Origin of the sequence: Micromonospora sp. NPDC005299 (genome assembly GCF_042872345.1) — a bacterium.
In the GTDB taxonomy this organism is placed as follows: Bacteria; Actinomycetota; Actinomycetes; order Mycobacteriales; family Micromonosporaceae; genus Micromonospora.
Genome location: NZ_JBIAKG010000003.1, coordinates 58,616 through 71,142, shown reverse-complemented (window position 1 = coordinate 71,142; position 12,527 = coordinate 58,616). Strand labels below are relative to the sequence as shown.

At 70.4% G+C, this 12,527-nt stretch carries 18 protein-coding genes; all 18 read left to right on the top strand.

The window, feature by feature from the left end; genetic code table 11:
- The first annotated feature begins 3 nt into the window (after window positions 1–3).
- Window positions 4–213, top strand: coding sequence for a hypothetical protein (locus ACFYPD_RS09560; protein ID WP_387110777.1), 210 nt, complete (start codon window positions 4–6; stop codon window positions 211–213).
- Between the two features lie 127 nt (window positions 214–340).
- A complete protein-coding gene (locus ACFYPD_RS09555) occupies window positions 341–625 on the top strand; it encodes a hypothetical protein (protein WP_387110775.1) in 285 nt (94 codons plus the stop codon).
- 34 nt (window positions 626–659) lie between these two features.
- Window positions 660–1,133 carry a hypothetical protein gene (locus ACFYPD_RS09550; RefSeq protein ID WP_387110773.1) on the top strand — a complete coding sequence of 158 codons (474 nt, stop codon included), beginning with the start codon at window positions 660–662 and terminating at the stop codon, window positions 1,131–1,133.
- A 34-nt stretch (window positions 1,134–1,167) separates the two neighbouring features.
- The gene (locus ACFYPD_RS09545; protein WP_387110771.1) at window positions 1,168–1,512 is read left to right on the top strand and encodes a hypothetical protein; all 345 of its coding nucleotides are present in this window, start codon (window positions 1,168–1,170) and stop codon (window positions 1,510–1,512) included.
- A complete protein-coding gene (locus ACFYPD_RS09540; protein WP_387110769.1) occupies window positions 1,505–1,690 on the top strand; it encodes a hypothetical protein in 186 nt (61 codons plus the stop codon). Before ACFYPD_RS09545 ends, ACFYPD_RS09540 begins: the two co-directional genes overlap by 8 nt.
- Window positions 1,683–2,018: a DUF6221 family protein gene (locus ACFYPD_RS09535; RefSeq protein ID WP_387110767.1), complete on the top strand. Its 336-nt coding sequence runs from the start codon at window positions 1,683–1,685 to the stop codon at window positions 2,016–2,018. Before ACFYPD_RS09540 ends, ACFYPD_RS09535 begins: the two co-directional genes overlap by 8 nt.
- Window positions 2,015–3,034, top strand: a complete 1,020-nt coding sequence (locus tag ACFYPD_RS09530; protein WP_387110765.1) for a tyrosine-type recombinase/integrase — start codon at window positions 2,015–2,017, stop codon at window positions 3,032–3,034. Before ACFYPD_RS09535 ends, ACFYPD_RS09530 begins: the two co-directional genes overlap by 4 nt.
- A gap of 171 nt (window positions 3,035–3,205) precedes the next feature.
- Window positions 3,206–4,156: a hypothetical protein gene (locus tag ACFYPD_RS09525; RefSeq protein ID WP_387110763.1), complete on the top strand. Its 951-nt coding sequence runs from the start codon at window positions 3,206–3,208 to the stop codon at window positions 4,154–4,156.
- A 199-nt stretch (window positions 4,157–4,355) separates the two neighbouring features.
- Complete coding sequence (locus ACFYPD_RS09520; RefSeq protein ID WP_387110761.1) at window positions 4,356–4,637, top strand: HNH endonuclease; 282 nt, start codon at window positions 4,356–4,358, stop codon at window positions 4,635–4,637.
- Window positions 4,638–4,751: 114 nt separating this feature from the next.
- Window positions 4,752–5,195, top strand: a complete 444-nt coding sequence (locus ACFYPD_RS09515) for an HNH endonuclease (protein WP_387110759.1) — start codon at window positions 4,752–4,754, stop codon at window positions 5,193–5,195.
- Entirely contained in the window at window positions 5,155–5,418 is a 264-nt protein-coding gene (locus ACFYPD_RS09510) for a hypothetical protein (RefSeq protein ID WP_387110757.1), read from the top strand. Before ACFYPD_RS09515 ends, ACFYPD_RS09510 begins: the two co-directional genes overlap by 41 nt.
- Window positions 5,419–5,458: 40 nt before the next feature.
- Complete coding sequence (locus ACFYPD_RS09505; protein ID WP_387110755.1) at window positions 5,459–6,832, top strand: terminase large subunit domain-containing protein; 1,374 nt, start codon at window positions 5,459–5,461, stop codon at window positions 6,830–6,832.
- Window positions 6,829–8,271: a phage portal protein gene (locus ACFYPD_RS09500; RefSeq protein ID WP_387110753.1), complete on the top strand. Its 1,443-nt coding sequence runs from the start codon at window positions 6,829–6,831 to the stop codon at window positions 8,269–8,271. Before ACFYPD_RS09505 ends, ACFYPD_RS09500 begins: the two co-directional genes overlap by 4 nt.
- Window positions 8,255–8,968, top strand: coding sequence for a hypothetical protein (locus ACFYPD_RS09495; RefSeq protein WP_387110751.1), 714 nt, complete (start codon window positions 8,255–8,257; stop codon window positions 8,966–8,968). Before ACFYPD_RS09500 ends, ACFYPD_RS09495 begins: the two co-directional genes overlap by 17 nt.
- 81 nt (window positions 8,969–9,049) lie before the next feature.
- A complete protein-coding gene (locus ACFYPD_RS09490) occupies window positions 9,050–9,526 on the top strand; it encodes a hypothetical protein (protein WP_387110749.1) in 477 nt (158 codons plus the stop codon).
- Window positions 9,527–9,544: 18 nt separating this feature from the next.
- Entirely contained in the window at window positions 9,545–10,465 is a 921-nt protein-coding gene (locus ACFYPD_RS09485; RefSeq protein WP_387110747.1) for a hypothetical protein, read from the top strand.
- Between the two features lies 1 nt (window position 10,466).
- A complete protein-coding gene (locus tag ACFYPD_RS09480) occupies window positions 10,467–10,655 on the top strand; it encodes a hypothetical protein (RefSeq protein ID WP_387110745.1) in 189 nt (62 codons plus the stop codon).
- 75 nt (window positions 10,656–10,730) lie between these two features.
- Window positions 10,731–12,485: an SGNH/GDSL hydrolase family protein gene (locus ACFYPD_RS09475; RefSeq protein WP_387110743.1), complete on the top strand. Its 1,755-nt coding sequence runs from the start codon at window positions 10,731–10,733 to the stop codon at window positions 12,483–12,485.
- Window positions 12,486–12,527 lie beyond the last annotated feature (42 nt).

Here is a 12,527-nt window from a genome sequence, read left to right as displayed (position 1 = left end):
CCAGTGACCCGCCCCCGACTGCTCGACCTGTTCGGCGGGGAAGGACTCGCCGCCTACGGCTACGCCCTCGCCGGCTTCCACGTCACCAGCGTCGAGATGGGCGCCCCGTGGGCATCGCCCCGCGGCCTGTCCCTCGGCATCCCGCCCGCCTACTCCCGCTTCTTGGGGGAGCAGCTTCTTGCCCACCTCGGAGCCGAGGCGGTGGCCGCATGAACGGCCTGTGCCACTTCCAACGAAGTGGCCCGGCCGACGGAGAGCGACGGTCCGCCCGCCGAGGGCCCGGGGTTGTGGCACAGCTTCCGGCCCACCCACTTCACCCACTGACCGAGGAGACCCTGAGATGAGCAAGGAAGCGACCGTGGCCCCGCTCGACACCGACGAGCTGCCGCCCACCCAGTACCTAATCCTCGAAGTCCTCGCCGCCCGCTACCGCACCGGCGAGACCCTGTGGACCTTCCCCGCCCGGTTCCGCTCGCACATCGGGCAGCTCGCCGACATCGGCCTCATCGGCTGGAAGTCCGGCGTCGCGCCGCTGACCGTCATGGCCTGGCTGACCGAGGCCGGCAAGAAGGCGTCGATGAGCGAGACGTACGTACCGCCGAACGAGCGCCCTGAATCGCGATAACTGTCCTTCCCACGAACCAGAAAGAGAGATCGAGATGACCACCACGACCGAATCACCGATCAATACCGCCAACCGGATCGCCCCCGCTCCCGCCACCGAGGACGACGCCACCCGCGACGCGTGGGTGCGGCACTACGCCGCCCAGGCCCTCGCCTGCTGGGCCACCTTCCGTCGCGAGATCCGCAACCTCACGCCCAACCCGGAGCCCGGCTCCCGACCCGACATCGGCTACCTGGCTCTCGCCGCCGTCGCCTCCACCGCCGCCGCCGCCGCGCTCATCGAGGACCCGGACCCGGTGCTGCTCATGGACGCTCCGAACGTCACCGCGCTGATCTGGGAGCTGACTCCAGAACTGGGCGCGCTCAACGGCGAGTACGAGGACTGGCTGACCGAGGTGCTCGTCCGCTACGGCGTCAACCCGGGCGAGATCGACCCCGACCTGGACCCGAGGGACTTCAACGTGGAGGACTGGCGTCTCGAAGCCACCAAGGCCGCCAGCCGCGACTGACCTGCTCCCCTGGATTGATCAAGGAGAGACCGAGATGAGCAAGCTCGACGGAATGTGCCTCGCCGGTCACGTCGTGTCGTCGGGTGCCACGTGGTGCTGCAACCTGCCAAAGGGCCACACTGGGCCGCACGACGACGGGCTGGGTGACGAGTGGGAGGACGCCGCCCCCGACAACGCAGCCGACGTGCCGGGCGATCCGTGGGAGAACGCCGACCGGGACGTCGTCGCCGACGCGCTGGCCTTCATCCAGCAGTGCGGCCTCTGCGACGCCGGTCTGCCCGTGAAGTGCACCTGCCCAACCGGAAACTACCGGCTGGTGATGGCCCGCCTTGTCGCAGAGGTAGAGCGGCTTCGGGTTGAGGTCGCCACCCGTGACTGACCTTGTCGTCGCGCCGCAGTTGGGCGAGCGGGTCGCCCGGCTCCTCGAAGCCTCATCGCTCGGCACACCTGACGCTGTGGCGCTTCGGGAGCGGGGTGCCCGACTGCTCGGGCCGAAGCTGACCGGGATGTCAGAGGAACAAGCCGACTGGGAGAGGGATGAGACGAACGATGACTGACCTATCGACATGGCTACGCACGCAGCTGGATGAAGACGAGCGGATCGCCCGAGAAGCGCGCCAGCGAGGTGAGTGGTGGTTTGCCTCCAGAAATCCGTCGGTGAATCTGCACGCGCTGACAGCCCACGCGCAGCGGTGGGAGCCGGTCCGGGCGCTCGCCGAGGTCGACGCCAAGCGGCGCATCCTCAGCTTGCACCGCTGCGATGACGCGGACGGAACTGACCCCATCTGCAACGTGTGCCTCTACACGCCGCCTTGCGAGACTGTCAAGACGCTCGCCCTGCCGTACGCCGACCGGCCCGGCTACCGCGAGGAGTGGCGGCCGTGACTGACCTGACGCCCCTCAACCGCGTACCGGCCCCACGCGACACCCACCTGTCCGACGCCGCCTGGCAGCTCATCGACGAAGCCACCCCCGCCAACACCCGCCGCGCCTACCGCGAAGAATGGGCCCGCTTCACCACCTGGGCCACCGCCCAGCAGCGCACCCCGCTGCCCGCCACCGGGGAAACCCTCGCCGAATACGCCGCGCACCTCGCCGGCCGCGAGCTGGCCCCGTCGTCCATCGGCAAGGCGCTGGCCGCCATCACCAAAGCCCACCAAGCCGCAGGGCACGGTGAACCCGACCGGCGTGGGGCGCGGGAGGTGCTGCGCGGCTACCGGAAGCGGTACGCCAAAGCCGGCGGCACCGTGAAACGGGCCCCCGCCCTCACGTTGACCGCCCTGCGGGCCATGGTCGCCACCCTCGACCCCGACACGCTCGTCGGTGTCCGCGACCGCGCCGTCATCGTCCTCGGCTTCGCCATGGGCGCACGACGCTCCGAGATCGCCGCCCTCAACCTCGCCGACCTCGAACCCCACCCCGAGGGGCTGCAGGTCACCGTCCGGCTGTCCAAGACTGACAAGGACGGCCGGGGTCGCATCGTCGCCGTGCCGTACGGCTCCAACCTCGCGACCTGCCCCGTCCGCGCCGTCGAGCAGTGGCGCACCGCCCTCGCCCACCACGGCCGCGAGGACGGGCCGCTGTTCGTGCGTATCGACCGACACGGCCGGCTCGGGCACGTCGCCACCGGACGCGGCGACACCGACGGGCGGATCACCGGCGAAACCGTCGCCAACATCATCCGCCGCGCCGCTGAGGCTGCGGGGCTGGACGCCGCTGCCGCCTACTCGGGGCACAGCCTGCGGCGCGGGTTCGCCACCGCCGCCTACGCCGCACCCGACGCCGACCTCGTGCGCATCGCCCGGCACGGCGGCTGGAAAGAGGGCTCCGCGGCCCTGTTCGGCTACCTCGAAGAAGTGGACCGGTGGCGGAAGAACCCCGCCTCCGGCATCGGACTGTGAAGGGAGGTGCGGCCATGAGGATCCTGCTCGACCTCGTGTGGCAGATCATCACCGCCCGCTGAAACGACGGTGGGCCAGGAGCTTCGCCCAAGCCCTGGCCCACCGGAGCAGCACACCCAGTAGGCGCCCGCTCTACCCACCGGCCAGCCTACAACCCGGGGGATCGACACCATGCCGAGCGACATCACCTCCACCTGCGACCTGTGCGAGAAGCCGCTGCCGGACACCGCCTACGTGTGTCCCCGCTGCGCCAACCGCACCGCCGAGCACCTCGCAGCCGTCACCGCGGTCGCCAGCGAGGTCGAGGTGACCGTGGCCCGGCTCGCCCGCTACTCCGACCGGCACGGCCGCACCCTGCCCGACGACGACCCCGACGGGCGCCCGGACGGTGGGCTGAAGGTGACCCCGCTGCCGTTCGACCCGTCGGCCCGGTCTCGCGGTCTCGACGCCAGCAACACGATCGTCACGTGGGCCCGTCACGTAGCCGAGGAGCGCGGTGGTGGCCCGGTACGCCCCGGGCCTGTGATCGGGCCGCTGTGCCGCTCTGGGGCCGGCTGCCGGCACGAGACATGCTCGCTGATCCGCACCCGGTCCGTGCCGCACCCGGTGGCCCGCGCCGCCGTGTATCTGCTCGGCCAGCTCGGCTGGCTGCGGCACCGCCCCGAGGGCAGGGAGGCGCTCGACGAGCTGGGTGACGCTTGCCGGATCATCGTGCAGGTTGTGGACGCCCCGCCGCCGCTCTGGTACGCCGGGCCCTGCCGCGAGCAGACCGACGTGGACGAAGCCGGCAGAGACGTGCTCTGCGCTGAGGAGTTGTACGCGCGCACCGACGACGGCACGGTCCGCTGCCCGGCCTGCAAGACCCGGCACGACGTGGGCGAGCGACGCGAGTGGCTGCTCGACGAAGCCGACCAGGTGCTCGCTCACGCCTCGCTGGTTGCTGCGGCGTTGACGGTGCTGGATCGCAGGGTGACGCCGTCGATGGTGCGTAACTACGCCGACCGGGGGCGGATCACCGCGCGTGGGGTGGATGAGCGGGGTCGGCCGTTGTACCGGGTCGGTGAGGTGCGTGCGGTGGTGGCTGACGTCGCCTACCGGCGTGCCGCAGGTGTGGCCGCTTGACAGCGGCCTGACCAGTGCGGACGATAGATCTACAGCGCTAGAGGTGTCTCTGAAGCCCCGCATCCCCCCAGGACAGCGGGGCTTCAGCACGTCCAGGGGGTGGCACGGTGCGCATCCCCTACGCGCTGCTCGCCGCCGTCCTGGCTGTTGTCTGCGGTGGGCTGCTGGCCGGCTGCGTCGCCCACTGGCCCGGGTAGCCATGGCCCAGCAGCGCAACACCACCATCCGGGACCGGCACCGCAAGACCATCGCCAGAGGCAGGCCGCCATGCGCGCTGTGCGGAGAGTCGATCGACTACGAGCTGCCGTACATGGACCCAGGCGAGTTCGTCGTCGACCACATCGTGCCGCGCAACCGCGGTGGCAGCGACACGCTCGACAACAAGCAGCCAGCCCATCGCCGATGCAACCGCGCCAAGAGCGACCGCGCTGACGGTGGGCCCGTTCTGCGCCGCTCAGGCAGCCTGAGCCGGCCCCGCTGACCTCGGCCCAGGGGGAGGTCCCCCCACCCCCGCCCCGGCCCGCACTTCCCGGCTTAGGCGGCTTGCACACACAGAGCCCTCACGCCGAGGGCTCCCGCATCCCTGGGATCCCTCGTGCCAAGAAGAGCCGACGTTCCATGTGCTGGCTGCGGGAAGCTGATCTGGCGCAGCTCAACCAGCCGACCGCCGGGCGAGGCGCGATGCCGGGGATGCTGGCGCAGCCCTTGCGGAACGCGGGGCGCATACGACCGGGGTTGTCGCTGCGCCGACTGCCGTCGGGCCAAGGCGGAGTCGACGGTGGCCTACCTACCGCCGGCCTACCGACACCACTGGATCGCCCCCGCCGATCGAATCGCGATCTACGAGCGCGACGACTGGACCTGCCAACTGTGCGGGGGGCCGGTGGACCTGGCCGTGCATCACCTGCACCGCGACGCGCCGTCGCTGGACCACATCGAACCGCAGTCCCTGGCGCTCATCCCGAACCACGCCCCATCGAACCTCAGGACGGCGCACCGTGGATGCAACTCAGCCCGAGGAAACCGCGTCGCGGCTTGACCGGCTGACGGCCCTCCGCACCTCCATTGAGGCAGCGCTGTCTGGCGACGTTCCGGTGCGTGACTTTGCGTCGCTGTCCCGGGAGTACCGGGCCGTGCTCGCCGAGATTGATGAACTGGCGCCACCGGAGCAGAAGGGTGACGCCGTTGACGAGATCGCGCAGCGGCGCAACGCTCGCCGGTCGGCCGCCCCGGGTCAGCCACGCGCCAAGCGTTCGGGCTAACGCCTGGGAAGACGTAGCCGACCTGTCGGCCAGCCTCGGCGTGCCCCTCGACGAGTGGCAAGAGACGGTCCTTCAGGCCGCGATGGGCGAGCGGTCGGACGGCCGTTGGGCTGCCCGGATCGTCGGGGTGAGTACCCCTCGGCAGAATGGCAAGTCGCAGCTCATCGTGGCGCGGGCGCTGGCTGGGGTGCTGCTGTTCGATGAGAAGACCATCATCTGCTCGGCGCACCAGACGGACACGGCGCGGGAGGTGTTCCAGCGGCTGCTGGACATCATCGACGAGAACCCGTCGCTGTCGCGGCGTGTCGAGTCGGTGATGAAGGCGATCAACCGGGAGCACATCCGGTTCACGTCCGGTCACACGATCAAAATCAAGGCCCGGTCGATCGCGGGTAGCCGCGGGTTCTCGTCCGACTGTCTGCTGCTGGATGAGGCGCAGATCCTGGGTCGGCCGGCGTGGTCGTCGATCCTGCCGACGATGTCTGCGCGGGAGAACCCGCAGGCGTGGCTGCTCGGTACACCGCCGACCCCGCAGGATGACGGTGAGGTGTTCGCGCAGATCCGCGAGCAGGGCGTCACGGGCAAGGGCTCGCGGATGGCCTACCTCGAATGGTCCGCCGACCCCGACGACAACCTCGACGACCCGGCGACCTGGGCGAAGGCAAACCCGGCGTACGGGTACCGCATCTCCCGCGAGGCGATCGAGGCCGAGCGGGCGTCTATGACGGACGACCAGTTCGCTATGGAGCGGCTGGGCATGTGGTCCGGTGCGGCGAAGCATGGGATCATCCCGGGGCCGTCGTGGCGGGACCAGGCCGACGAGCATTCGATCGCCGTCGACCGTTTCGCGCTGGGCGTCGAATGCGGCCCGGACTTGACGTGGGCTTCGGTGTCCCTGGCCGGGCAGCGCGCGGACGGGGACTGGCATTTCGAGCTGGACGACGACCAGCACACCCGGGGCCGGGGTGTTGCGTGGCTGGTGCCGCACCTCGAGGCGACGGTGGCGGCCAACCCGCAGATCCGGGCGATCGTCGTGGACGTGGCGGGCCCGGTGGCGGCGCTGCTCGAGAAGCGCGCGGACCGGTGGTTCTTCAAGGGCACCAAGCTCGAGGTGTCCCCGGTGAAGGTCGCCGAGCTGGGTGCCGGCTGCTCTCGGGTGCTCGACGGGATTGTGACGGGTTGGCTATGGCACATCGGGCAGCCGCAGTTCACCTCGGCGGCGCTGCCGGCGGGGAAGCGTCCCCTCGGGGATACGGGCATGTGGGTGTGGTCGCGGAAGACGGCCGAGTCGGATATCACGCCGATTCAGGCGGGGACCCTCGCCCTGATCGGGGCGCAGATGACGAAGCCGCGCAAGCCCATGCGGGCGGGCGCGGGTCGCGGTGAGGGCAGACGGAGGGCGGTGGTGTTGTGACGGACCGGATCACCCTGCCGGGCGTCTCCGACGACGACAACCGCACCCTGAACCTGCTGTTGGAGCGGCTCGCGGCGAAGGCTGAGCGGAATCGGCTCCGGTCGGCCTACTACGACATGAAGAAGGCCGTGCGGCTGGTCGGGTCGGTGATCCCGCCGCAGTATTGGCGGCTGGGCATTGTGCTGGGCTGGTCGGGTAAGGCGGTGGACATCCTGGCCCGCCGCTGCAACCTCGACGGGTTCGTGTGGCCGGGCGGCAACCTGGATGACCTCGGCTTCCGTGAGGTGTGGGAGGGCAACAACCTCGGCTCGGAGGTGTCGCAGGGCGCCATCTCGTCGCTGATCCACTCGACGGCGTTCGTGGTGAACACGGTCGGCGGGGAGGGAGAGCCGGACGCGCTGATCCACTTCCGGGACGCGTTGAACGCGACCGGCGTGTGGAACACCCGCACCCGCCGGCTGGACAACCTGCTGTCGGTGACGGGCCGCAACGACGACGGGAAGCCCACCTCGCTGGCCCTGTACCTGGATGGCCGGACGGTCGTCGCGGAGAAGGACTCGTCGGGCTGGTCGGTGGACGTGCAGGAGCACGCCTACGGTGTGCCGGCGGAGCCGCTGCCGTACAAGCCGCGGCTCGGGCGGGCGTTCGGGTCGTCGCGGATCTCCCGCGAGGTCATGGCGTTGCAGGACCAGGCGGTACGGGCCCTGATCCGGTTGGAGGCGCACAGCGACATCTACGCCATCCCGGATCTGTGGATGCTGGGCGCCGACGAGTCGATTTTCAAGAACGCCGACGGGACGCTGAAGCAGTCCTGGCAGGTCGTGATGGGCCGCATCAAGGGTGTCCCGGACGACGAGGACGCGCAGACGCCGCGGGCGGATGTGAAGCAGTTCCCGGCCACTTCACCGGCGCCGCACCTCGAGGCGCTGAACGCCTACGCGAAGATGTTCGCCCGGGCCACGTCGCTGCCGGACACGGCGGTGGCGATCACCGACATGGCGAACCCCACGTCCGCGGAGGCGTACGACGCGTCGCAGCAGCACCTGATCGCGGAGGCGGAGGGCTGTACGGCCGACTGGGCGCCGTACCTGCGCCGTGCGGCGGTGCGGGCGTTGGCGATGGCGAACGGCGTCAAGGCCGAGGATGTCCCGGCGGAGTGGTCGACGATCCAGCCGAAGTGGCGTGACCCGCGGTTCCTGTCCCGGGCGGCGCAGGCCGACGCGGGCATGAAGCAGCTCTCGGCGATCCCGTGGCTGGCTGACACCGAGGTTGGGCTGGAGCTGCTGGGCCTGGATGCCCAGCAGATCGATCGGGCGTTGGCGGATCGGCGGCGGGCGCAGGCGCAGCAGCGGGTGACCGCGCTGGCTGCGGCGGCGCAGGCGGCGCGGCAGAACCCGGCCGTGACGGCGTTGGAGGGCAACGGTGGCGACGGCCGCTGACGTGGCGGCGTTCCGGTCCTCGCAGACCGACGTCGTGACGCTGGCGCTGGCCGAGCTGGTCAGTTGGTGGGAGCAGTTGCTCTCCCTGCTGACGGGTGATGTCCCGGTGGCGGAGATGGAGTCGTTCACCGCCGATCTGGTGGCCACGTACGGGGACGCGGCGGCGTTGGCTGCTGCCGACTGGTACGACGAGCTGCGGCTGGCGGCTGATGTGCCGGGCCGGTTCCGGGCGCGGATGGCGGACCCGCCGCCGGAGGGTCAGGCGGCGGCGGTGGCCCGGTGGGCGGTCGGGCCGCTGTTCGGCGGCCAGCCGGACCCGCAGCAGGCGCTCGCGAATCTGTCGGGTGGTGTGCAGCGGCTGGTGTTGCAGCCGGGCCGGCAGACGATCGCGGACAGCGTCGACCTCGACCCAGCCGACGCGAGGTGGGCGCGGGTCCCGTCAGGGGCGACGACGTGCGCGTTCTGCCGGCTGCTGGCCTCGCGGGGCGCCGTCTACCACTCGGAAGAGGACGCCGGCGGCCTGGCGAACAGCTACCACAGCAAGTGCGACTGTGTCCCGACGCCGGTGTGGCCTGGCCAGCCGGAGCCGTATGACGTGGATGCGCTGCTGGAGGAGTACAGCGCCGCCCGTGGCAAGGCCGGCGGTGACCCGAAGGCGATCCTCGCCCAGATGCGCGAGGACCTGGGCATCAACTGACTTCCCGCCGCATGGCGGGCTGATCCATCCGACTGCTGGGACTGCCGCACGGCGGCCCGGCTATCCCGCACGGGAGAACACATGTCCGAAGACACCACCGTCGAAACCGGCGAGGGCGCGCAGGCTGCGGCTGCACAGGCGCAGGACACGAGGCCCGACGAGATCGACTGGAAGGCGAAGTCCCGCGACTGGGAGCGGAAGGCGAAGGCGAACGCCGACGCCGCGAAGCGTCTCGCGGAGATCGAAGAGGCGAACAAGTCCGAGGCGGACAAGGCGGCGGAGCGGCTGGCGAAGGCCGAGCAGACCGCCAGGGACGCAGAGGCTCGTGCGCTGCGCCGCGAGGTCGCGCTGGAGCACAAGCTCAGCAAGGACGACGCGGCGCTGCTCGATTCGATCACCGACGAGGACGCGATGCGCCGCCTCGCCGAGAGGCTCGGACAGCAGGCCGAGGGCCGCAAGAAGCAAGGCAACCACGTGCCCCGGGAGGGCACGTCCCCCACTTCCGGTGAGAGCGACGAGCGGGAGTTCGCCCGTTCGCTGTTCGCTGCCGGAGACTGACCAGGAAGGAGCACGGCCGTGGCCGTACTCGCCAGCAGCAATCTCGTCCTGCCGAAGAACATCGCGGCCGGGCTCTGGGAGAAGGCGCAGACCGGCTCGGCCGTCGCGGCTCTCTCCGGGCAGACCCCGATGCTGTTCGGTAACACCGACCTGATGACGTTCAACACCCGGCCGCGCGCCGAGTACGTCGCTGAGGGCGCCGACAAGGCGTCGTCGAGCGTCGCGTTCGGCACCAAGACTGTCACTCCGAAGAAGGTGCAGGTCACCCTGCGCTTCAACGAGGAAGTCCAGTGGGCCGACGAGGACTACCAGCTGGGTGTCCTCAACACCTGCGCCCGCGCGGCGGGTGACGCGCTGGGTCGCGCCCTGGACCTGGGTGTGTTCCACCGGATCAACCCGATCTCGGGTGCGGCGGTCACGTCGATCACCGAGTACCTGACGCAGACCACCAACTCGGTGGAGATCCTCGACGGCACCGGCGCGAACGCGCCGCAGGGCCCGGAGATGGAGATCCAGACCGCGGCCGGTCTGATCATCGCTGACGGGTACGTGCCCAACGGCGTCGCGTTCGACCCGTCGTACGCGTGGACGCTGGCCACCGAGCGGTACCCCGACGGCCGGCTGAAGTTCCCCGAGCTGGGCTTCGGCAACGCCATCACCAACTTCAAGGGGCTGAGCGCCTACTCGACCTCGACGGTTTCCGGCACGCCGGAGGCGACCGACACCAAGGTCAAGGCGCTGCTCGGTGACTGGTCGCAGCTCGTGTGGGGCGTCCAGCGCAACGTGCCGGTGGAGATCATCCGGTTCGGTGACCCGGACGGGCAGGGTGACCTGAAGCGGAAGAACCAGATCGCGCTGCGTACGGAGGTCGTGTACGGCTGGGTGATCATGGACCTGAACGCCTTCGGGAAGATCGTCAACGCGGTGGACGAGGCCTGACATGCCGCGGCTGCGTAACGCCACCACCGGTGTTGTGGTGAATGTCAGCGATGAGAAGGCGGAGCGGCTCGGCTCCGGGTGGGCCCCGCTCGATCAGCCGGCCGCCGGCTCTGCCGACGACGGCGGCGAGGCCAAGAAGGCAACGACGGCCGGGAAGAGGCGGACCGGTACCGTCCGCGCCGCGAAGTGACATGAGAGCGGTGCCCTGGGGTGGCCGGCACTATCCGGCCACCCCAGCACCCAACCTTGATCGAAGGGCGGCAGCATGGCGCGTCTGATCGGCCCGGACGAGGCCAGCCGTGAGGTGAAGGTCATCGTCGGGGACGCTTTCAAGTCGAAGCGGAACCGGCCTGCCACCGTCTACTCGGACGCGGCGGCAACGCAGCTTGCGGACATTTTGTGGCTGGATGGCAGTCCGGTTGCGGGCAGTGTCGTGACGATTGACGCGTACTCGATGCTGCCGTTGGTGCAGTTTCCCGACGGCGTGGACACGCTGTGGGTGGTGGTCGACAACGGTCCGGCGTGGCCGGTGTACGCCCGCACGGACGACCGGCTCGATGCGCTCGCTGGGCGGGTGACCGTGGTGGAGGGCACCGCCGGTGCCGCTGAGACACCGACCGGGGCGCAGGCGAAGGCCAATGCGGCGCAGGCTGCGGCTATCGCGTCTTCGTCGCAGCGGGCGGCGAACCTGTCCGACCTGGCCAGTACGGCGACGGCCCGCACCAATCTGGGCCTGGGCGGGGCGGCCACGCTCGGCGTGGGCACCACGGCGGGCACCGTGGCGGCAGGGGACGCACCGGGCTCTGTGCTTCGCAGCGTGGCCCAGTGGGGGCACCGGTGGGCGTTCATCGGCGATTCCATCACCAACGGGTCAGCCGCCACCAACGGGGCGTACGCCTACGCTCCACGCGCGATTGCGCTAGCGGGGCACAGCCTCATCCGCCCTGACTCGTTCGAGGCCGGTGTCGCGGGCGAGCGCAGTGACCAGATGCTGGCGCGGCTGGCTGCGGTGGAAACGTCGGGGGCGACGTCGTTCTTCGTCTTGGCTGGCACGAATGACGCCGCTCAGGGTGTGTCCCTCACCAGCTACGCCAGCACGATGACGCAGATCATCACCCGGCTGCGCGCCCTCGGGCGGGTGTTGGTGGGCACTGTCCCGCCCCGCGCGGCGAGCGCCCCGGCGGCGCAGCACACCAGCACCGAGGGTTACAACGCGTGGCTGCGCGTATTCGCGCCGATGTTCGGCGCTCAGGTTGTGGACGTGTGGGCGGCCCTTGCCGACACCACCACGGGTCGGCTCGCGTCCGCATACGACTCGGGCGACGGCACCCACCCGAACGACCTCGGTCATCTGCGGATCGCCCGGGTCGTCGCGGCGGCGATCCGTGGCAGCGGTCCGGCCTGGCCGGGGTGGGTCACGTCGGAGGGGCAGCCGGGCAACCTCATCGCCGACGCGCTGTGCGACTCCGGCAGCGTGCGCCCGTCGGGCTGGTTTGAGTGGCCGGGCGGCACTGGCACCGCCCCAACGTATTCGCTGGCGACGGACACGACCGGCCGCTTGCCCGCTGGCAGGTGGGCGCAAGTGGACATCGACGCGGCGGCGGCAACTGTGCGCACACTGTCGTCGCCCGCTACCCCCGTGGCCGCAGGTGACCGGCTGGCGCTGTGCCTGCTGGCCGAGGTCGATGACGTGTCCGGCAACTGGGAGTCGGCGGCGACCGCGGTCAGCGCGGTGAACATCCGTGTCGTGGATCAGGTAGGCGCGCAGGTCACGAGCGCCCTCACCACGCGGCCCGTCGGGTACGTCATCGCGCCGGGCACGTACCGTCTCCCCCCGCTGCTTTGGCCGTTCACCGTCCCGGCTGGCATGACCAGCGCGAACATCTGGCTCCAGCACACCATGTCGGCCGGTCAGCACTTCACGTTCCGCTACGGCTGCATTGGTCTGGTCAACCTGACGACGCTGGGGATGCAGTCGCTGCTTGATTTCGGCAGCAACAGCATGGTGTCGCTGGCCTGACCTGCTTCCGGTCGCACTCCACCGCCAACCCGACCCAGGAGG

What these genes read in the sequence shown, in the direction of transcription:
- ACFYPD_RS09555 (WP_387110775.1), top strand. Translation starts at nt 341, where the DNA reads ATGAGCAAGGAAGCGACCGTGGCCCCGCTCGACACCGACGAGCTGCCG.
- ACFYPD_RS09550 (WP_387110773.1), top strand. Translation starts at nt 660, where the DNA reads ATGACCACCACGACCGAATCACCGATCAATACCGCCAACCGGATCGCC.
- ACFYPD_RS09545 (WP_387110771.1), top strand. Translation starts at nt 1,168, where the DNA reads ATGAGCAAGCTCGACGGAATGTGCCTCGCCGGTCACGTCGTGTCGTCG.
- ACFYPD_RS09535 (WP_387110767.1), top strand. Translation starts at nt 1,683, where the DNA reads ATGACTGACCTATCGACATGGCTACGCACGCAGCTGGATGAAGACGAG.
- ACFYPD_RS09525 (WP_387110763.1), top strand. Translation starts at nt 3,206, where the DNA reads ATGCCGAGCGACATCACCTCCACCTGCGACCTGTGCGAGAAGCCGCTG.
- ACFYPD_RS09520 (WP_387110761.1), top strand. Translation starts at nt 4,356, where the DNA reads ATGGCCCAGCAGCGCAACACCACCATCCGGGACCGGCACCGCAAGACC.
- ACFYPD_RS09490 (WP_387110749.1), top strand. Translation starts at nt 9,050, where the DNA reads ATGTCCGAAGACACCACCGTCGAAACCGGCGAGGGCGCGCAGGCTGCG.
- ACFYPD_RS09480 (WP_387110745.1), top strand. Translation starts at nt 10,467, where the DNA reads ATGCCGCGGCTGCGTAACGCCACCACCGGTGTTGTGGTGAATGTCAGC.
- ACFYPD_RS09475 (WP_387110743.1), top strand. Translation starts at nt 10,731, where the DNA reads ATGGCGCGTCTGATCGGCCCGGACGAGGCCAGCCGTGAGGTGAAGGTC.